Origin of the sequence: Mesomycoplasma ovipneumoniae SC01 (genome assembly GCF_000218525.1) — a bacterium.
Classification (GTDB): Bacteria; Bacillota_I; Bacilli_A; order Mycoplasmatales; family Metamycoplasmataceae; genus Mesomycoplasma; species Mesomycoplasma ovipneumoniae_A.
The window spans coordinates 1-21,825 of record NZ_AFHO01000005.1 but is presented as its reverse complement, the minus strand read 5'-3'; the positions used below and the strand labels follow the sequence as shown (position 1 = coordinate 21,825).

At 29.3% G+C, this 21,825-nt stretch carries 14 protein-coding genes and 1 tRNA gene; 12 read left to right on the top strand and 3 right to left on the bottom strand.

What is annotated here, in order from left to right; all coding sequences use genetic code 4:
• Position 1: 1 nt before the first annotated feature.
• The gene (locus tag MOSC01_RS0101045; protein ID WP_010320975.1) at positions 2-1,465 is read left to right on the top strand and encodes a hypothetical protein; all 1,464 of its coding nucleotides are present in this window, start codon (positions 2-4) and stop codon (positions 1,463-1,465) included.
• 335 nt (positions 1,466-1,800) lie between these two features.
• Here the strand turns inward: MOSC01_RS0101045 and MOSC01_RS0101040 are convergent, their stop codons facing one another.
• Positions 1,801-2,613 carry a hypothetical protein gene (locus tag MOSC01_RS0101040; protein WP_010320974.1) on the bottom strand — a complete coding sequence of 271 codons (813 nt, stop codon included), beginning with the start codon at positions 2,611-2,613 and terminating at the stop codon, positions 1,801-1,803.
• A gap of 314 nt (positions 2,614-2,927) precedes the next feature.
• On the opposite strand from MOSC01_RS0101040, the gene MOSC01_RS0101035 reads away from it, so the two are divergent.
• From MOSC01_RS0101035 to tsaE, 6 genes are all read left to right on the top strand, one after another.
• Entirely contained in the window at positions 2,928-3,347 is a 420-nt protein-coding gene (locus MOSC01_RS0101035; protein WP_010320973.1) for a hypothetical protein, read from the top strand.
• 289 nt (positions 3,348-3,636) lie between these two features.
• Positions 3,637-4,134: a 50S ribosomal protein L10 gene (gene rplJ / locus MOSC01_RS0101030; protein WP_010320972.1), complete on the top strand. Its 498-nt coding sequence runs from the start codon at positions 3,637-3,639 to the stop codon at positions 4,132-4,134.
• Positions 4,135-4,146: 12 nt separating this feature from the next.
• On the top strand, positions 4,147-4,512 hold the full coding sequence (gene rplL, locus MOSC01_RS0101025) for a 50S ribosomal protein L7/L12 (RefSeq protein WP_010320971.1): 366 nt from the start codon (positions 4,147-4,149) through the stop codon (positions 4,510-4,512).
• A gap of 195 nt (positions 4,513-4,707) precedes the next feature.
• On the top strand, positions 4,708-8,370 hold the full coding sequence (locus MOSC01_RS0101020) for a DNA-directed RNA polymerase subunit beta (RefSeq protein WP_010320970.1): 3,663 nt from the start codon (positions 4,708-4,710) through the stop codon (positions 8,368-8,370).
• Positions 8,371-8,437: 67 nt separating this feature from the next.
• Positions 8,438-12,673, top strand: a complete 4,236-nt coding sequence (locus tag MOSC01_RS0101015) for a DNA-directed RNA polymerase subunit beta' (protein ID WP_010320969.1) — start codon at positions 8,438-8,440, stop codon at positions 12,671-12,673.
• Positions 12,674-12,679: 6 nt separating this feature from the next.
• Positions 12,680-13,099 carry a tRNA (adenosine(37)-N6)-threonylcarbamoyltransferase complex ATPase subunit type 1 TsaE gene (gene tsaE / locus MOSC01_RS0101010; protein WP_010320968.1) on the top strand — a complete coding sequence of 140 codons (420 nt, stop codon included), beginning with the start codon at positions 12,680-12,682 and terminating at the stop codon, positions 13,097-13,099.
• A 608-nt stretch (positions 13,100-13,707) separates the two neighbouring features.
• On the opposite strand, the gene MOSC01_RS0101005 is transcribed toward tsaE, so the two are convergent.
• Positions 13,708-14,745, bottom strand: a complete 1,038-nt coding sequence (locus MOSC01_RS0101005) for a YwaF family protein (RefSeq protein ID WP_010320967.1) — start codon at positions 14,743-14,745, stop codon at positions 13,708-13,710.
• 140 nt (positions 14,746-14,885) lie between these two features.
• On the opposite strand from MOSC01_RS0101005, the gene MOSC01_RS04095 reads away from it, so the two are divergent.
• The 4 genes from MOSC01_RS04095 to MOSC01_RS0100980 are packed head-to-tail and all read left to right on the top strand — an operon-like array spanning position 14,886 to position 19,778.
• The gene (locus MOSC01_RS04095) at positions 14,886-15,623 is read left to right on the top strand and encodes a 1-acyl-sn-glycerol-3-phosphate acyltransferase (RefSeq protein WP_010320966.1); all 738 of its coding nucleotides are present in this window, start codon (positions 14,886-14,888) and stop codon (positions 15,621-15,623) included.
• On the top strand, positions 15,623-16,360 hold the full coding sequence (locus tag MOSC01_RS0100990; RefSeq protein WP_010320965.1) for a segregation/condensation protein A: 738 nt from the start codon (positions 15,623-15,625) through the stop codon (positions 16,358-16,360). Before MOSC01_RS04095 ends, MOSC01_RS0100990 begins: the two co-directional genes overlap by 1 nt.
• Positions 16,350-16,934 carry an SMC-Scp complex subunit ScpB gene (gene scpB, locus MOSC01_RS0100985; protein WP_010320964.1) on the top strand — a complete coding sequence of 195 codons (585 nt, stop codon included), beginning with the start codon at positions 16,350-16,352 and terminating at the stop codon, positions 16,932-16,934. The genes MOSC01_RS0100990 and scpB overlap by 11 nt, the downstream gene beginning before the upstream one ends.
• A gap of 6 nt (positions 16,935-16,940) precedes the next feature.
• Positions 16,941-19,778: a lysylphosphatidylglycerol synthase transmembrane domain-containing protein gene (locus tag MOSC01_RS0100980; RefSeq protein WP_010320963.1), complete on the top strand. Its 2,838-nt coding sequence runs from the start codon at positions 16,941-16,943 to the stop codon at positions 19,776-19,778.
• On the opposite strand, the gene tsaD is transcribed toward MOSC01_RS0100980, so the two are convergent.
• Positions 19,744-20,730 (bottom strand): tRNA (adenosine(37)-N6)-threonylcarbamoyltransferase complex transferase subunit TsaD, encoded by a 987-nt coding sequence (gene tsaD, locus MOSC01_RS0100975; RefSeq protein ID WP_010320962.1) that lies wholly within the window; start codon positions 20,728-20,730, stop codon positions 19,744-19,746. The two genes, MOSC01_RS0100980 and tsaD, sit on opposite strands and share 35 nt — an antisense overlap.
• A gap of 62 nt (positions 20,731-20,792) precedes the next feature.
• Here tsaD and MOSC01_RS0100970 point away from each other — a divergent pair.
• Positions 20,793-20,883, top strand: a tRNA-Ser gene (locus MOSC01_RS0100970).
• Positions 20,884-21,825: the final 942 nt, after the last annotated feature.

Below are 21,825 nucleotides of genomic sequence, written 5' to 3'. Positions count from 1 at the left end.
CATGGATTTAAAAAAATATAAAAAAATTTTTCTATTAGGATTTATATTAACTAACTTAGGTGCCGCTACCGCGGTTTTGTTTGCTTTGCTTCTTAATAATAATAATAATAATAATAATAATAAATTTTTTAGTATTTCAGACACTAAAAAAATAACTGACCTTAATAAACTTTTATGACTCAACAACCCATATTGACATAACATTTTGAAAAAACAGCCCCAAAAATTGGATTTATTAATTCAAAAATACCCCCTATTTGAAGACTATTTATTTGATGATTTAGATGTCAATATCGCTTTAAGAAGATTGTCAGGCTTCTTTTATTCTGAGAGTGCCAAAAACGAAGACACAATGGAATTTGATGTTATTTGGGATCAAAGACAACTAAAAGACAAGAAAATTGCAGATAATTTCGTTGTCTTAGATAATAAAAATGATTTCTTATCCTTTATTTCAAAGTTAAAAATTGAAAAACTAAGTAAAAGAATTTTGTCAACACCTAATTTTTTTGAGAAAAAATCAGTTATTATTTTTATACGTCCTGATGATATTGTTGATGACTCATGGTTTAATTCAAAATCAAAAATAGTATCATTAAACCCTAATCATATTTTCCAAAATAACCAAAATGATGGAAAAACAAGTATTATTTCTTTTGACTCAAAATTTAAGAATTTTTTTCACTCAGGAATAGAGTACAGATACACCGGTCCACAAAGAGTAAGGAGACCAAAAGTAATAACAGGAATAAAGAAACCAATAGTAATTGTTCCTAGACCCTCTGAGCGTCCAAATACAACAACTACAGATTTTGATATTTTTTATAAAATTATCGATAAGTCAAGCAAACATGTTTTTGACCGTAGTTTAGATATTCATATTAAAAATATTGAAGATCTTGTGCTTTACAATAAAATTATTCGCCATAAAGAATCAAATGAGTTTAGAAAATTTCTTTTAAAAAAGCAAGAAATTTTTAATAAAAACCCTTTTCAACTCACTCGTTTATATGCTATGCAGGAGTTAAATCCATCAAACCAAAGTACTGATGAAGACCAAATTTTTTCTACATTAGATCAAACAAAAAAATTCATTACTAATAATTTACAATTAAAAAGCTGGCATTGGGGCGATGCTTTTCACCCTTCAAATTTGTTCACTTATAAGGATAACAATTCTGAAGAATTTAATAAATTCATACTTAAAAAACAAGATCCAAAAATTATTTTTGACGATCAGATTTTATATTGAAAGATAGACAAAGATACAATTAAAATTTATACCTTTAATTATAAAGACTTGTTTCCTAATTTTGCCGTTGAACCATATAAATTTATAATAAATGATCTCCAAAAATTTGAAAAAATAGATATTGGAAATACTGATATTAAAAAGATAGAGTACATAAAAATCAAAACATTAGAGGAATTTAACTCATTGCATAATCAAATAACAACAGCTTAATTTGAGTTTGGACAAAATCATTAAAAAACCGCCAATTTTTATCATATTATGGTGGTTTTTTTAATTAAGACAGATTATATGAACTGGCAGAACAAGAATAAAATTTAGATATTTTAATTAAATAAATAGATATTTTGCTGGTCCAATTATTAGTTGTAATTATAAATTTCTGGAGTAAATTGAGACTATCAGGACTGAAACACAAAGCAGCAAAATATGTCCAACTAAGCAACACCAAAAGTCCAATCTAATAAAGCAAAGTTGCAAATACTAGAGCTTTTTTATCAAAATCTCCATGTTAAAAAGTTGAAGATTTAAAAAACTTATCCAAAATTTTAAGAAAAGGTAGATGTAAACTTTATATTATCAAGACTATCAATTTTATTTTTGTCAATTAAAAGAACATAACTTTTAAACCAATCATAGTAACCAATTGCTTGAACAATTGCAGATCTTTTGCGGTAGTCTTCGAATTTCCATTTTAGTTCTATTGTTTTTGTATTTTCATTAAAATTAAAATCAACAAGATTTAGACCTTTTGCTCTTCGGTCACCTCAAGAACCAAAAAGTTCACTAACATAATTATTCAAAATAATTGCATCTTTATTTGATAAACCAATTGTTTTACTTAGATCATTAATCTCTTTTTCATCAAGAAATCCAACAACATCTTTTTGAGATGTTGAGAATAATTTTTGCTTATTAGGTATAATTAAGTCAACAAGATCTTGTGTATTTTTAATTAAATAACTGTTATCTAATTGCTTATTATTTTCACTTTTCTTGCTTTTGCTTTTAAACAAAAACTCTTTTTTATTAAGATCATCTTCATCAATAAATACATACTCATCTCTAAAATCATTGAAACTCAATGAGTTTTTAGAGTCTATTTTTGTTTTTAATTCTTCATCAGTTAATTTATGAATGTTATCTATAAAAAAAGGAGGATAGTCACCTTCAAATGTTAAGACATTATTTTTATCATTTCAAAATTGATATTCACTTATTTTTGCCAACTGTTGTTGATTTTGAACATCATAAATATAAATCAAATACCCACCGACAACAACTAAAATTGAGCTTTGAATTCAAAACCAAGTTCCAAGGGAGAAAAAAGTTCAAAAATTTCTTTTACTATTTTTTGACATAAGCTATACCACCTCAAGAAATTGTTTTTATTTTGTGAATTATATAATTAATTATAACATTACTTATAAAATAAGGGGAAATTTACTAAAAAAATGTACTTTTATATCGAAAAATTTAAAAAATTGCACTTTTTAAATTTTTATTTTATGTTTTATTTGTACCATCAAACGTTCGCGACTCAAAATTTACATTGTTTTTAAAGTCTAAATTACAGAACACCAGGAACTCAAAATTTAAAAATAAATTTGTAGGTTTTAAACAAGAATAGACTATAATTTATTATATTATGACAATTAGTAAAACAAGAAAACCTATGGATAATTTGAAAAATTTAGTTTTTTTGTCACTAGCAACACGCCTTATTAAATTTATATTAGGCGTTACTTTATTTTTCTTATTTGCCATCCCTGCCTTAAGAAAAGTATTTTCAAATCGCGAATCAATTATTGTTGGTTCTGAATTTTTAGCAACTATGATTGTTTGAATTTTTGTTACTCTTGTAAACCGAGTTTTAACGATTACTTATATCGTAAAAGTAAGTTTCCCTAACAAAATTTTTATGGGCATAGAGCAAAATTCAGCAAAATTACAAAAACTTTCAGTAATTAAAGTTACTGCAATTGTTGGCTTTTTCTTACCATTGTTTGATGTATTTTCAATGGTAATGTTCTTAGTTTTTGCCCACAACGAGAAAAAAGAATCACTAGACAATGCCGCTCCAAAAATTGCATAAGTCACATTAATAGTTTAAAAAATTAGAAATTACGCTTATTTAAGAAATCAATACCAAACATTAAAACGTTTTTATGGCGGCTTTAGTGTTTGGTATTAGTTTGAAATAGTGGCTGTTTTAAAGTCAAAAATCCCATTATTAATTTTTTTTACTAATTTACTTGGAAATTTTTTTCTTTCTGGTATAATTTTAAAGGCAATACATAGAGATAATAACTGTCAGAATGACTTAATTTGTTGTTTGAATGTATTTTCAAAGTATTGCTCCTAAAACAGAAAGGAGTCTAGATTTGAACGCTTTTCGCCAAAAAAAGGCAGAAATAATTACTGAAATTAGAGATTTGCTCGAGAAATCTTCTTCTTTAGCAATTGCTGAATATCGCGGACTTTCAGTTGCAGAACTAGAAAGTTTGCGTCATGAGCTAAAGAAATCAGGTGTTTTCACTAGAATTTATAAAAATCGACTTTTCAAAATTGCAGCAGATGAACTCGGTTTTTCTAATCTAAAATCAGAATTAGTGGGACCAAATTTATTTGCTTTTGGTCTAGAAGACCCAATTGCACCCGCTAAAATTATTACAAAAGTCGCAAAAGATCAACCTTTATTAATATTAAAAGGTGGGATTTATGAAAAAAGTGTTGTTACAGCGCAGGAAAATACCGCTATTGCTTCACTTCCAAATTACACTGAAGCAATTACAATGCTTGCTTCTTCTCTTCAAAGCCCACTGAAACAATTGGCTTTTGGACTTAAATTATTAATAGATGAACAAAAAATAACCGCATAAAAAAGGAAAAAAATGGCTAAAATTACTAAAGAACAATTCATCGAGTCATTGAAAGAAATGACAATTAAAGAAGTAATGGAATTTGTTGATGCTCTTAAAGAAGAATTTGGGGTAGATCCTTCTGCTGTTGCTGTTGCAGCTGCTCCAGAAGCTGCCGCTGAAGTAAAATCAGAAGTTAAATTAACTTTAAAAGCAGCCGGACAACAAAAAGTTGCTGTTATAAAAGTTATTAAAGATATGCTTGGATTAAGTTTGATGGATGCTAAAAAACTTGTTGATGCAGCACCTTCTGTCATAAAAGAAGCAATAAAACCTGAAGAAGCTGAGGAATACAAAGCTAAATTAGTAGAAGCCGGAGCTGAAGTTTCTATTGATTAATATTTCAAAAAATTAATTTTAAAAAGCAAAAATGGTGTTCTAAACGCCTTTTTTGTTATTTTTACTTTACTAAAATAAAATATTTTTTTAATATTTTATTAATTTTTTTGAAATTAAGTATAAAAACGCTTTGATTTTTTTGCTTTTTAAATATAATATATAACCTAAACAAAAAAGGGGAAAAAGGGGTGAGTCATGAACCAATTATTTAAATTAAAATCTTATGGCATAGGAACCCAGCGCCGTTTTTACGGAAAGACAAATAATACACTAGAAACACCAGATTTCTTAGATTCCTTGCGTGAATCTTTTGACTGGTTTTTAAGCACTGGAATTGCACAAGCATTTGATAAAATTTTTCCAATTGTTTCCTCAAACGGTAAATTGGAAATTAAATTTCGTCCTGATTCAATTAGAGTTGAAAAACCTGAAAATGAATATTTAGCAATCCGTGAAGCTAAAATTAAAGGTAAAACTTATGCTGCTAGAGTTTATGTTACTCTAGTTAAAATTCAAGTTGAAGATGGTGAAATGGAAGAGCAAGAAATTTTACTTTCTGAATTTCCATTTATGACCCAAGGCGGAACTTTTATTATAAATGGCTTTGAAAAAGTTATTGTTTCACAATTAATTCGTTCTCCAGGTGTTTGTTTTCGTGAAAATGTTCGAAATCGTCAAGCGGATGACCTTTTTAACAAGGTCGAAATTATTCCGCAACTTGGTTCATGAATGGAAATTTTCCACAAAGTTACTGGAAACCAAGTTGACACAGTTAAGTTTCGTGTTGACAAACATAAAAACATCCCTTTAATGGCGTTTTTAAAAAGTCTTGGTTTTACAAACGAAACAATTCGTAAATATTTTGGAAATTCACCAGAATTACAAGAATCAATTCGCCGTCACAAAATCGACTCAATTGACGAAAATCTTGAGTCAATTTATCGCATTATTCGTAAAGATGACCGTGTTACTGAAGATGGTCTAAAAAACCTAATTCCGTCAATTATTTTCAATGAAAGACGTTATAATCTTTCAGCAACAGGTCGTTACATGTTAAATTCAAAATTGAATTTAATTGATCGAATCTCTCAGACTTATCTTGCAGAAGATTTAGTAAATAAAGAAGGCGAAATTTTATACCAAAAAGGACTTTACATTAGTCGTTCAATTGCTATTGAAATTCAGGAAAAATTTAATAATTCTGAGTTTGAACTTTCCACAATTGAAGGTGTAGATTCAACTATTTATGCTCGTCAATTACAAATTAGCCGTAATGAACGTCTAGGTGAGAGAATTTATGTTGCAATTGTAAAAGTTTGACCAAACAAAAAAGCGATGATTCAAGAAACTGAACCTGTAAGCGTAATTGCAACAGATCCAAGTTTGACCGAAACTACTTTAGTTTTATCAGATATAATCGCGATTGTTTCATATTACTTTAATTTACTACACAATTTAGGGAAAAATGACGATCCTGATTCATTAATTAATAAAAGAATCGTTAGTGTTGGTGAACTTTTACAAAATCAGTTTTTAATTGCCCTTACTAAAATTGAAAAAAACAGTAAGGAGAGAATTTCTTCAAAATCTGATTTGTCTCAATTAACTGTAAAGTCAATTATCAACAACAAACCAATTTATAATCAGTTTAAAAATTTCTTTAACTCCTCAAAGTTATCACAATTTATGGATCAAATTAATCCTTTAGGAGAAACAGCCAACAAAAGACGGGTAACTTCACTTGGTCCAGGTGGTTTAAATCGTGATACCGCCCAATTTGAGGTTCGGGATGTTCATGCAACTCATTATGGTCGTATTTGTCCTGTTGAGACTCCTGAAGGGCAAAATATCGGTCTAATTCTTAACTTTTCAGTTTTTTCACGCACAAATAAATACGGTTTTATAATGACTCCTTATTATAAAGTCACAAACCGTGTTGTTGATTTTAGCAAAGTTCATTGACTCACTGCAGCCGAAGAATTTGGTCTTAGTTTTGCTCAGTCTTCAATCGAAATTGATGAAAATAACAAAATTATTGCTGACAAATTAACTGTTCGTAAAAATCAGACATATCTTGTTCTTGATGCAAATCAAGTCGATTATATCGACGTTTCTTCAATGCAAATGACATCAATTTCGGCTTCAGCAATTCCTTTCTTGGAAAATAATGATGCTAACCGTGCGCTTATGGGTTCAAACATGCAACGTCAAGCCGTTCCATTAATTAAACCAGAGGCACCACTAGTTGCAACAGGAATTGAAGCAGATATTGCCCGTTTTTCAGCAACAAATATTCGCGCCCTTGAAGATGGAAAAGTTATTTTTGTTGATGCAAAAAAAATCGTTGTTAATTCCGAAAATTCGACAAAAACCTATTTTTTACGGGCTTTTGAAAAATCAAACCAAGAAACATTAATTTTACAAAAACCAACTGTAAAAGTCGGTGACTTTGTTAAAAAAGGTCAACTAATTTGTGATGGTCCATCAACCGAAAATGGTGAACTTGCCCTTGGTAAAAATGTGCTTGTTGCTTTTAGTACTTGATATGGATACAACTACGAAGATGCGATCATTATTAGTGAAAAGCTCGTAAAAGACGACGTTTTTACTTCAATTCACATTCAAGAACAGACAATAAAGTTTCGTTCATCTAAGGCAGGAAATGACATTCTAACCGCTGAAGTGCCAAATGCTTCGGCCAGATCACGCGCTCATCTTGATGCAAACGGGATTGTAATTGTTGGTTCAGAGGTTGATACTGGAGATATTTTAGTCGGAAGAACTTCGCCAAAAGGAGAAGACAACCCAACAGCCGAAGAAAAATTAATGGCTGCAATTTGAGGTAAAAAAGCATTAGCACAAAAAGATACTTCACTTCGAGTAAAAAACGGTGAAGGTGGAACTGTAATTGATGTCCAAATTCTTTCACGAGATCAAGGCGATAATCTCGAAGAAGGTGTTGGAATGCTGGTCAAAATTTTGATCGCCCAAAAAAGAAAAATCAAAGTGGGCGACAAAATGGCTGGGCGCCACGGAAATAAAGGTGTTGTTTCTGTTGTTCTTCCAGTTGAAGACATGCCATTTTTAGAGGACGGAACACCAATTGACATTGTTTTAAATCCCCAAGGTGTGCCATCACGTATGAATATCGGTCAAGTTTTAGAACTTCATCTTGGTATGGCGGCCAAAAAACTTGATACAAAATTTGTTACCCCAGTTTTTGATGGTATCAAAATTGACACCATTCAAGATTTATTCAAAGAAGCTAACATTCCTCAGTCAGGAAAATTTAAATTAATTGACGGAATTACAGGTCAACCTTTTGAAAATCCAGTTTCAGTTGGCTACATGTACATGCTTAAATTGCAACACATGGTTGATGATAAAATGCATGCAAGATCAATTGGTCCTTATTCTTTAACAACTCAACAGCCCTTAGGTGGAAAATCACAAAACGGTGGACAAAGATTCGGGGAAATGGAAACTTGAGCTCTTGAATCATTTGGAGCTGCCTCTGTTTTATCAGAACTTTTAACCTATAAATCTGATAATATTCAAGGTCGAAATTTACTTTATAATAATATAATTTCCGGTGGACAAATTCCGCGGCCAGGAACACCTGAGTCATTCAATGTTTTGGCTTACGAACTTCGTGGACTTTTAATTAAATTAGAAGTTCACAAACGAGATCTATTTGATGAACCAGAAGTTGAGACAACAAATAATCTTGAATTTGCCGAAATTCCATCTGAAATTATTGACGAATATAATGATGAATTTCCCGGTGAAGGACGTCGTCAAATTGATTATAGCGACGATCAGTATGACTTTGATGAAGAAAACATCGATTTTGACTAATTGAGGGAATAATTTACTTTTTTAACTAAAAGCTAATTATGCCTATTTTTAAAGGAGAATTTAAAAAATGAACACAAAGGTTTCTCGCCAGTATGCAAAAATTTACGAAAATTCAATCGAAAAAATTTCCCTTGCACTTGCAACCCCTCAAGATGTCCTTGACTGATCTCGCGGTGAAGTAACCCGTCCTGAGACAATAAATTATAAAACTTTCAAACCTGAAAGAGGTGGACTTTTTGATGAGTTAATTTTTGGTCCACTTGTTGATTTTAAATGTTCAATTTGTGGGCGAAAATACCGTAAAGCTAACGAAAATCAACTATGTATTGCCACAAAAGAGTGTCAAATTTCAAAATCACAAATAATGTCCAAATTGTCCCGTCGTTATGCAATGGGTCATATTGCGCTTAATACACCGATTTTGCACTTTTGATTTTTCAAAATCGACCACTCGATTGTTGCAAAACTTTTAGGACTAAAAGTTTATGAAGGCGATAAATTAACTTCCAATATTTCAAAAACAGCCTTAGAACAACTTATTTATTACAAATCACACATCGTTCTTGAAACTGGTGGTCTAAAATCATTGCAAAAAAATAAAATAATCGACATTTCCGAAGCTGGTTTAATTTACAAAAATGCACTTGTAGAAATTCTTGAAACTTATCAACCTGGCACTGATGAATATGAAGCGGTTGCCGAAGCTCTTTCAGAATTAACTGATCTTGCCTCAAGCAAAATAGGTCGTGAATACGGGATAGATTATTATGAGCTTAATGAAGTAATTCAAGAATTTTCAGATGCCCGAATTGCAACCGGAACTGAAGCAATTGAGTATTTGCTTGATAAATTAGACTTACAAGCTGAAAAAAAACAAGTTGAAGCTGAACTTGCAGTTTTACAAAAACAATCTCACCAAAACAAAAAAGTTGTTATAAAAAACCAAAAACGCGATAAACTCTATAAAAGATTGCAAGTAATTAACGCTTTTATTAATTCAGGTCAAGATCCTAAATCAATGATTATTAAAAATCTTCCGGTAATTCCGGCCGATTTAAGACCGCTGGTTCAACTTGATGGTTCTCGTCATTCAACAAGTGATTGCAATGAACTTTATCGTCGAATTATAATTCGAAACAACCGTCTAAAAAGATGAAAAGAAGCCGAAGCACCCGTAATTATCATTCAAAATGAGATGAGAATGCTTCAAGAAGCAATTGATGCCTTAATTGACAATCAGAAAAAAACAACTAACCAAGTAACAACAAAAGAAAACCGTCCCTTGAAGTCAATTTCTGATTCACTTACCGGAAAAAAAGGAAGATTTCGTCAAAACTTACTTGGAAAACGTGTTGACTATTCAGGTCGTTCTGTTATTGTTGTTGGTCCAAAACTAAAAATGCACCAAGCTGGTCTGCCTCGAAAAATGGCCGCTGTTCTTTTTGAACCTTGAATTATCCGTAATTTAATTCAAGAAAAAAAAGTTGGCTCAATTAAGTCAGCCCGTAAAATGATTGAAGAAGAAAATCCAATTATTTGACCTCATGTTGCAAAGGTTATTAAAACTAGACCGATAATTCTTAACCGTGCCCCAACCTTGCACCGACTTTCAATTCAAGCTTTTGAACCAGTTTTAGTTCGAGCAAAAGCAATCCAACTTCATCCCTTAGTTACTGCCGGGTTTAACGCTGACTTTGACGGTGACCAAATGGCCGTACACATTCCAATTTCACCTGAAGCTGTTCGTGAAACTAGAGAACTAATGTTTGCTGATAAAAACATTTTAGGTCCAAAAGATGGTGAGCCAATCGTTAATCCTTCGCAAGACATGGTGCTTGGACTTTATTATTTATCTCAAGAAAAAGCTGGCGCAAAAGGTGAAGGTTCATTCTTTTCATCCTATGATGAAATGCTAAAAGCCTATGAATTTCGATCTGTAGAGCTTCATGCAAGAGTTGTTTTACCTTTTGAGTCAGTCAAACCTTTGGTTGGAAAAAATTCACGTGGGCACATAATTTCAACAGTTGGTAAATTTATTTTAAATAATATTTTCCCTGAAAATTTCCCATTTATTTTTGACCACAATGTTGATGAATTAGAACTAAATTATCCTAGGCAAATTAAAAAATATGTCTTGCCTTATGGTACAAATTTCCGTCAGTACATTCAAAATTTAGAAATTAATGAACCTTTAAATAAAAAGGCAATTGCAAAAATTGTTCGACAAATTTTTGACACATATGACGGAGTTCTTGCAAAAGAAGATATTGCCAATGTTATTGACCAGTTAGACTTTGAAAATTACCATGACTGCATTTTAATTTACGAAAAACTTCGTGATTACAAAGGGGAAAAATTACCAATTTCTCACCTTGCAAAACTTTCTGAATTTACAATTTTTGAGTTTAGTCAGTTATTTAAACGTCAACAACAAGCCGGAAGAGCCGAAATTTACCGTGTTTTTGAAGATCACGAAAAAGTTGACCTTCTAGAAAAAATTTGGTTTAAGTACAACAACATGGTTTCTTCAATTCTTGATAAAATTAAAGATCTTGGATTTCACTATTCAACAATTTCAGGAACCTCAATTGCAATTAGTGACATTAAAGTCGCACCTAAAAAACACAACTTTATCGCTGAAGGTGAAAAATATATTAGTCAACTCAATAATTTTTTCAATCAAGGTCTAATCACTGATGATGAAAGATATGTTCTAGCGATTGCAAAATGAACCCAAATTAAGAACGAAATTCAAGACGACCTTAATGAGTCAATCGTAAATGAAGCTCACAACTCGCTGGTAATGATGATGAAATCTGGAGCTAGAGGTAATATTTCTAACTTCGTTCAACTTGCCGGAATGCGTGGTTTGATGGCTAACAACGTTAAAGCCTTGAAGGTCGATGCTGAAAATGAACGTGTTGTTCGTTCAATTGTTGAAGTTCCAGTTAAGTCATCATTTGTTGAGGGTCTAACTTCATTTGAATTTTACTCTTCAACTCACGGAGCTAGAAAAGGTCTAACCGATACAGCGCTTAACACTGCAAAATCAGGTTACCTAACCCGAAGACTCGTCGATGTTGCCCAAAATATTGTTGTTGCAGCGGATGACTGTTTTTCAGATTTTGGCTTTGTAGTTAAAGATATAATTGACACTAAAACTAATACAATAATAGTTCCTTTAATTGAAAGAATCGAAGGTCGCTTTTTAAATAAAGATGTCTATGATTCAAAAGGAAATAAAATTGCTAGTGGCGGACAACTTGTTAATCTCCAAATTGCAAAACAAATTGCAAATGCTGGTGTTAAAAAAGTCGAAATTCGTTCAATTTTGTCCTGTCATATCAAAAATAGTGTCTGCAAAAAATGTTACGGAAAAGATTTGGCAACAAACCGTTTAGTTTCAATTGGTGAAGCTGTCGGAATTATTGCTGCTCAGTCAATCGGTGAACCGGGAACTCAATTAACGATGAGAACTTTCCACACCGGAGGGGTTGCTAACGTTGAAGACATTACAGGTGGATTTACCCGCCTAATTGAACTAATTGACTCTCACGAGCATCCTTGAGGACGTCCAGCAAAAATTTCACCTTATTATGGAACAATCACCAAAATTTCTGATCTGTCAGAAAAAAACGCCACAAGCAAAGGACTTTTAATTACAATTGACTATAAAAATGCCCAAGGTGAAAAAGCTGAACATATGGTCCGTGTTGAGCAAAATCAGAAACTTCGAGTTCAAGTTGGCGACAAAGTTATTCCAGGCCAAAAACTAGTTGAAGGGCCAATTATTCTAAAGGAATTATTGGCAATTTCAGATGCTAGAACACTACAAAATTATCTACTAAAAGAAATTCAAAGAATTTACCGTATGCAAGGAATAACTATTTCTGATAAATATATTGAAATTATTATTCGCCAAATGTTGTCAAAAATTCAAATTACTGACAGTGGAGACTCAAATTTCTTTATTGGATCAATTGTTGATATTTGTGACTATCAAGATGTTAATGGTCAGCTAATTTCTGAAGGAAAAAATCCTGCTTTTGGAAACATAATTGTCAAAGGTGCTAAACAAATTCCGTTACTTTCAAACTCATTTTTAGCCGCAGCAAGTTATCAAGAAACATCCAAAATTCTTGTTCATTCAGTCATTTCATCACAAGCTGACAAATTAGAAGGACTTAAAGAAAACATAATTGTCGGCCACAAAATTCCTGCTGGAACTAATTCAAATTATGAACCTAAGTCCAAATTTGACATTCGTGATCCATTCAGTTTTTTCATGAAAACTTCACGCTAAAAGTTTATGAACACTGAAGATATAGCTAAAAATTACCACTTTTGCCAACAAATAATCTCCAAAACTTGCTCTGATTTGGAGATTATTTTTAATTTAATTATTAGTAAAAAAATTCAATTTATCTATTTAGTTGGCCCGTATGGCTCAGGAAAAACTGATTTTACAAAAAAATTTGCACGAAAAATTGGAATAAAAGACAAAATTATTTCCCCGTCATTTAATTTTATGTTTGCCTACGAGAATTTAGTTCATATTGATCTTGATAATTTCTCGTCAAAATTGGATGAATTTCAGGATTATTTTGAGCAAAATTTTGTTGTAATTGAATGAGCAAACAAACTTGAAGAATTTTCTCAAAACTCAATTTTAATTAATTTTGAGATAATTGACGCAGATTCAAGAAAAATTAAATTTTGCTGAAACTAAAACAAAAAAGCCTATAAATTTATAGGTTTTTTTAATTTTTTGTCAATAATTTAACTTACTTTTCCTGAATTTGACAGTTTGATGGCAAAAATTAACTTTTTAGTGAATTAAATATGCAAAAATACCGGTAAATTCGGGTTTTTTGACACTAAAACGTTAATTTTTATAGTTTTGAAATTAACGTTTTGCAAAAAAAAAAAAAAAAAATGTTTGGTCTAAGAAAAATATTATGTTATAATGAACCACACTAAGAATAATTAATAAATTTTGATATTGAATTAAGGGAGGAATTAGTTATGTTTTTTGCTACAAAAAATTAGATAGCGCGAATTTTCCATTATGTTTTTAAATATAATGGAATGCCTTAAATTTAACCGTTTAAAAATCTATATAAATTTAGGGCTTTTAGTTATTGTTCTTTCAAAACTTCATATATTTTTTTAGGCTCAATGTAAGTAAAAACGAGTTTTCTATTTACATTGAGTTTAAATAGTAGTTGTATTTTTTTTATGATTTTTGTTGTTTTATCCATAAATTGATTTTTGCCAGTGTTTTAAGTTAAAAAAGCAGTTTAAAAATTTCATAATTTTGCTTTTTAAGTTAAAATTTTAGCTTTTTGTTAATAATTTAATTCACTTTTGGCTAAGGTTATTTTGGCTTAAAACCTGTTTTCAACTTTTAGGTTTGAGCTTAATTTCAATTTTTGAATTAACAATTAAAAAGTAAAAATTTATTTTTTCAAGGGACATTTTTGTCAAAAAGACAATAAAAAATGCAAAAAGAAAAATAATTGTTAAAAATGGGAAATTTCAAGGTCATTTTCCTAGTTCGCCAATGGTTGGTTGTCCATCTTTCCCCATATAAAATCAATTTCCGTTTCAGGCTATTTTTAGTCGATTATCGCCTTGGTTTTCAATTACTTTTTCAATTATTCAACTTAGAAAAAAAGTAAAACTTGCCATTAAAAAAGTAAATAATATCGATTTTCAGAAACTTTTTATATCTAATTTTGAATTTTTACCATTAATAAATGCTAAAAAAAATGGTAAAACCAAACTTAAAAGATGGCTAAAAATAAACTCTCAAAAAAAGTAATTATCAGGCGCTCAATTTATACCTAAATTCATAGTTTTTGCCAAATTCATTAGTTCAGATCCACTAACATTTTGGTCAACTTTTATTCCTTGAAATTCAATGTCATCCATAACAATTCCTGCATCAAAGCCAATTTGTGGAAAAGATAAAGCTAAAATTGAGCCCAAAAAACCGGGAATTACCATGTATTTTGCCCAATTTGTCCTATTAAAAATCATTAAAGAGGCACAAATTAAAACAATAAGTCGACACAAATGTAGCGGCAGATATTCTCATTTATAGATATAATCATTAATTTCCAGTAAAATTGTTCGACTAATATATGAAAAAAATCAAATCAAAACACCAATGAAAACAAACCAATTTTTTACTCTATAAAATAAACTAACCTTAAATTGAATTTGGCTCTTGTGAACGTACCATGTTTCCAAATTTTTACGGAAAAAATACAACACAAGAACGCTTATAAGACCTAAAATTAGCCCAATATAAACTATAAAAAAATATGAATTTGCATCTAAATCACTTTTTCTTCAATCAAAATAAAACATTTTATTTTTTTAATTTCCATTAAAATAGATTTTAACTGTTTTTAATTAAAATTTTAGATTTTTTGGTATAATTATATAATTATAATTAAATTTCTATAAATTTTAATTAACTAAATTTAAAAAGAAAAAGCAAAAATGAAATGATAATAAAATTGCGAATTGCTATTTTTTCAATAATCTGACTATTTAAAATACGTAAAATACGCTCTGTTTGGAAAAAATATTATAAAAAAAAAGTCGAACTTTCTCCTCAATATAGAAGCGATTTGGTTTTAAGTTACTCAAAGTTTATTTTAAAATTATTTGGCATAAAAATTAAAGTTTTTGGTTATGAAAATTTATCCAAAAATGCATCGATCTTAATTTCTAATCAAAATCAGTTTTCTGACCATTTTGCATTATTTTCAGCACTTGAAAACCCATCAAAAGCTGAAGAAGATTTTAACCCAATTGTTAGTTTTTTTCTTGAAAAAAAGCGTTATTCCCGTAAAAATAAATGAATTTTTGGCTCACTTGACTCACAGTTTTTAGCTGAAAATGAGCAAGAAAATTTAAAAAAGTTTCAAAATTTTTTAAAATCAATCCGTGAAAAACGTGCTTATGGAGTTATTTTTGCAAAAGAGAACCTGCACGACACAGAGTTAAATTTTCCAATTGAAATTTTTGAAACTATAAAAGAATCAGGTCTTGCAATTATTCCTGTTTCAATTAAGGTAGTTAAAAAAAATATAGACAAAAATCAGACTAAAAAATTTAAAAATATCGAAATTTTTATTCATAAGCCAATAAAACCGGGTGCTGTTATTTCGCAAACAAGTAAATCCTTGAGTTTAGCCACAAAAAAAACTATTATTGATTTCTACAAAGGTGGAAAATAATGGATTACGATATAAAACTAGCTAATTTTTCGGGACCTTTAGAATTACTTTTAGATTTAGTAAAATCAAAAAACATTAATATTTTAGATATTGACCTTGTTGATTTAGCAACTCAATATGTAAAAATAATTCAAATTTTAAAAGAAAAAAATATTCAAATTGCAGGTGAATATTTAGTTATTGCTTCTACTTTGGTTCATTTAAAATCAAAAATTTTGCTTTTACCAAGTAAAGAAGAAAAATTAAAACCTGAAGATGAAAAAGATCGGCTTGAATTTTTAGCTTTACTATATGACTATCAACAAATCAAAAATATTGCAAATATGTTAAAAGAACAGCAAGAGCACCGTAATGATTATTTTGAAAAAAATACCTCAGATTATAGTGATTTTCGCAGACCTCCGGATCCAAGTCAGCTTGATGGACACTCGTCAGTGCATAATTTATATAAAGTGTTAAAATTAATGTTTGACAGAACAAAAGCTAAAAATCTTATTAAAATTAAAACCCAACAAGTCCAAGTGACAGCTGATGAGCAAAGTTTATGATTGAAAAATCTGTTAAAAAATGAAAATGAAATTGATTTTGAATACTTATTTTCACTTCCGACAATGAAGCATTTTGTTATCACCATGATTTCAATGCTCGAAATGGCAAAAAAACAACTTCTACATTTAAAACAGGAACAACAGTTCTCAAAAATATCAATTTTCCGTGGGGGTTATGATGAAAACTAGAATTATTGAGGCAATTTTGTATCTTCAAGGCGAAAAAGGAGTTTCTTCTCAGCAACTTCAAAGCGCACTTAAATTATCAAAAATTAACGAGGCACGCAAACTTTTAAAAGATTTTTCAGTCGAATTTAACCGGCAAAAAAGGGGTATAATTGTTGTTGAATTTGCTGATATTTTCAAATTTGTTACCGCAAAAGATTTAAAACCTTTTATTATTGACTTTGTCGGAAATGAAAAAAAATACCGTCTAAGTAATGCTGCAATCGAGGTTGCCGCTATAATTGCTTATAAACAACCTGTAACAAGAAGCGTTATTGCCCAAATTCGTGGCGGAATTAATTCTGATTATATTGTAGGCTCACTGTTAGCAAAAGGAATAATTGAGGAGTTAGGGACTGCTCCAAGCCCTGGAAATCCTACACTTTATGGTGTAACTTCGAGGTTTTTTGACTATTTCAAACTAAGATCGGCCAAGGATTTGCCTAAATTTAAAGAATTTGATTTATTAGACATTATTGAAGATCCAGGCCAAAGTGAAAATTTTGATCTTTTTTCTTCTCAACGAGAAACTGAATAAAATTTTATGAAATATTTAGCAATTAATCGCGATGTTAACCTAGAAGACCAAAAGTTGATTTTTTTTAATTATGATTCTCCTCTTGAATTAAGTAATTCTAAAATTATCGGCTTTGTTGGAAATAAACCTAATTCAATAAATGAAAACTATATTTTTAGTTTAGCATCAACTATTTCTGATCTTGTTAAAGAAAAAAACTATCAAAAAATTTTAATTAATAGTAGTTCCAACAATTTTGGAATAGCTTTTGCATCAATTTTTTACAATGCTTTAGCCTCTGATCCTAACAAAAAAATTTTAATTTTTGAAGAAAAATTTGGGTACTCCCAAAGTTTAGCGCGTCATTATTTTATAAATAATGATTTTGATTTTTTCATAAATATTGAAGTTAATTTGTCAAATAAAAATTTAAATCTAACAGTTTTAACCTTTTATAAAAAAAACTTAACACTTTTAACACCGGAAGAAGAAAAAAAAATAAACAAAACTGAGCAAAAACCATTTTTTTATAGAAATTCAGAAATTTATTTAACCCCAAAATTTCAAATTAATTCAGATCATATTTTGAAATTTTACAATTATTTTGATTTAAATTTTTACAAATTAGAAAATTTCTACCAGTTTTATGATTCAGAGTCGATTTTTTTAACTAATTTTTTAAAAGATCATTTTGATACTGAAAAAAGTAAATTTTTACCAATAAAAAAGAGTTTTCCGATTGAAAAAATTACAAGACAAGTTAGTGATAATTCAATAATTTGAAAAAAGATCACAACAAGCGCTAAATTTAAGACAAATGTAATTTTCTGAGTCAAAAAAAACAAAATTATAGCCGCAGTTCGTAAAAATTTTAACTTTAATATTATAAAAGATAATGATTTTCAGTTGTTAGTACTTGATTTTCTTGAAAGAAATTGAAAAAATGGCAAATATTTTTTGATAAGTCATCAAGCTAATAACTACATTTCTGAGTTTATTGAGCAGAAATTTGGTGCTAAAATCGCAAAATTTTGTGAATATAATGAGAATTCAGAAACTGAATTACTTAAAATTCGAGAAAAAACTAGTGATGAAGTTGTTGTTATAACATCAAAAAGCGTTCATTTTGTCCCTAAAGTTTCTGAAAATTCAATTAAATATGGAATTAGCACTCAATTTTCTATTCTTTGGTATGTCAAAATTTTTGAATTTTACACCCAAAAAAATTTAAATATATTTGAAATTATCCAAAAGATGAAAAATGAGTTGAATTTTGTTTTCCAATATAAGTACCGAATGAAGGCAACTCCATCAACTTTTGATAAAATTGTAAACTTGCTTGTAAATGAAACTGATGCTCAATTTCGTCCACAAGGATACAACATTTCAAATTCAGATTCAGGAAAACATTCGATAAAATTAAAAGTTAATTTACAAAATAACGATTTTTACACATTAATTTACTTTAAACCAAAACAAGAATTAACACTCTACACAAATTTTTTATCAAAAAATCACACCGAAAAAGAAGCAGTTTTTTTGGAAAACCTTCTTATTGATAAAATTAAACTTGCAAATAAAAATCTAGTGTCATCAAAAAACAATAAAACGAAAAATTTTCTTAAATTTGGGATTTTTATAACAACTATTGTCGTAATTTTAGTTATTTTATTTTATAATTTTTACAACTCTAGTTTTGCAGACGGCTCGCCTACAAAAATTTTTGTTAAATTTTATCAATTTTTTTTCGAATCTCGGGTAAACAGATTAGTTCTTATTGGTGCAATTGCTCATTTTTTATTTTGAAATTTAACCTCAACCCTACAATTACGGCGAATTTTTAAACATCAGAAGGTAGAAACGAGATTTAGACACCTTTTTGTTGCCAGCTTTATTGCCACTTTTATGCAATTTTCTACGCCTTTTTCATTTGGTGGTGAAATAAGTTATTATTGATATTTGCAAAAAAAGAAATATCCATTGAAAAATATCAGCGCAACCCTGACATATAATGCCCTAATTCATCAGGTTTTTAATTTATTTGTCAGTTTGATTTTAATTCCAGTTGGCTTTATTTACTATCGTGATCTTTTTATTCTAGATTCGTGGGAAAAAATTATTTTCTTTGCTTGACTTGTTGCTAATATTTTTTTAAATGTTTTAGTTTTATTAATAATTATAATTATTTCTGTTTGAAAAAAATTGCAATATTTGTTGATTAAATTATTTGTTTCACTTTTAAATCTCAATTTTTTAAAAAAAATTGAGGATAGACAACGATTAGAATATCGTTTTCAATTTCTAATTGATAATTTCAAAAACCATTTTATGCAAGTTTTGTCTAATAAAAAACTGCTTACAAAAATACTTTTATTTTACAAATTCCCAGTTTTTTTCATAAATTTCTCTTTTGTAATTTTAATTATCACTTTAAAAGAACAAGGTTTAGATCTAAGTACTATTAATTTTCACGATTATCTCAAATTTATATCAGGATTTACACTCTTACAAATTTCAAACAACCTCTCTCCTTCTCCAGGTGGCGTAGGTTCGGCTGATTTAATAACAAAATTAATTTTCAGAAGTTTCTTTGACGAAGCAAACTCTTTAAATTTAGATATTTTTAACTTTACTAATAGAATTTATACTTGATTTTTACCTTATTTATTATCGGCGATTGGAATTTTGACTGTTTGAGTAGGCGAAAAAAGAGTTGATCGCTACAAAGAAATCCAAAATACGATGCAAGAAAACGTAGTTTTAAGTTACAAACTAAAAAAACAAGATAGTCATTTCTTTTTTTATGCTTTATTTTTTTGAGCATTTGTTTCTATCGGGATTGTAATTTTTGTTTTTGCGATTTAAGTTTTAGCTCAATTTGTGCAGCTTTTGCTATCATAGCCCCATTATCAGTGCAAAATTCCCTTTTTGGAATAACAATTTTATAATTTTTTTCATATTCTTTAAATAATGCTCTGATTCCAGAATTAGCTGCAACGCCGCCAACTAAAGTTAGGGTTTTTATATTTTTATTGTTATTTAAAACAAAATCAAGCTGTCTTTTTAAATATTTTATTATTGTTTCTTGAAAAGAAACAGCAATTTTTTGGACATTTTTTAAATCAAGTTCATTTTGTTGCTTTATTTGGTTAGTAAAATTTATAACTTGAGTTTTTAGTCCGCTAAAAGAAAAATCCAACGGATTTGTAAGCCTTTTTGGCAAACTGAAATTAATTAACTCACCAAAATTTTCCCGATTTTGTTGTCAAATTTGGTCAATTTTAGGCCCGCCTGGCAATCCTAAGCCTAAATTTCTGCCAATTTTATCATAAATTTCACCCAGAGCATCATCAACTGTTGAGCCAATAATTTCGAGTTCACTCTCGTTTTTAGCCAAAATTCATTGACTATGACCCCCAGAAATTAATAGTGAAAGTGCTGGAAAAACAATTTCATCATCAATATTTGCCGACCAAAAATGTCCTAAAAGGTGGTTAACTGGAATTAAAGGCTTATTAAAATAAAGACTTAACGCACTAGCAAATAAAAATCCTATTTTCAAAGGCCCCAATAATCCGGGATTATTTGTGTAGGCAATAGCATCAATCGAGGAAAAATCAACGCCTTTTTGCAATAATTTTTCTAAAATTATTGCCAAATTTCGCGAATGCTCGCGAGCAGCAAGTTCTGGAATTGTACCACCAAATTTTTGGTGAAATTCAATTTGGCTAATTGTTAAAATTATTTCAACTTTTTCATCGCATAAAAGAGCAACAGATGCATCATCATGAGAGGTTTCAATACCTAAAATTTTCATTTTTCTGCCTTTTATTTTTTTATTTTATTATATAATATTTTGTGGTATAATTATAGAAAAATGGGCCAGTACTCAAGAGGCTGAAGAGGACGCACTGCTAACGCGTTAGGGGAGTGAAATCCCGCGCAGGTTCAAATCCTGTCTGGCCCGCCAATATACTTTCGTTTGTTTTAAACCATGATACATTAAAAAATACTTTATTTTTATTGCCTCCTTTTTTGTTCTTGCTCTTATATTTTGTCTTCTAAATTTATATATTAAATTATTTTTTTATGTCATCAATCGTGTTTAGCCCTCCTTTCTAAATTTTATTTTATAAGTTATATTTATTTTTGTGTAAAAACAAAATTCATAATTTTATGTTTTTCATGCATGTTTAAAATCTCCTTTCTTTATTGTTATTTGTAAATTACATTTATTTTTGCGTAAAAGCGAAATTCATTATTTTAGTCTCTCGTCGTAAATCTCAATAAAAAAATCTCTATAAAAAAAGGCAAATTCTCATTTGCCTTTTTTTATTAACTGAAATAAAATAATTATCTATTTTCCTAAGTTTCCAGTTTGATGGCGAAAATTCACTTTTTAGCGAATGCAAAAATACCGCTACACCCGTGTTTTTTGACCTAAAATCTTAATTTTTATTATTTTAAAATAAAGATTTTGTAAAAAAAAAAAAAAAAAATGCTTGGTTTAAAAAAATTTTAGGTTATAATAAGTCTCACTTAAGAATAAATTAATAAATTTTGATATTGAATTAAGGAGGAATTAGTTATGTTTTTGTCATAAAAAAATCAGAAAATGTGAATTTTCCATTATATTTTTAAATATGATGGAATACCTTAAATTTGACCGTTTAGAAATCTACAAATTTATGGCTTTTAATTATTGTTCTTTCAAAACTTCATATATTTTTTTAGGCTCGATGTAAGTAAAAACGAGTTTTCTATTTGCATTGAGTTTAAACAGTAGTTGTTTTTTTTTGTGATTTTTGTTAGTGTTTTAAACTAAAAAAGTAGTTTAAAAATTTCATAATTTTGGTTTTTAAGTCAAAATTTTAGCTTTTTTAGCTTGATTAATAAGTAGATTTTTCTTTCC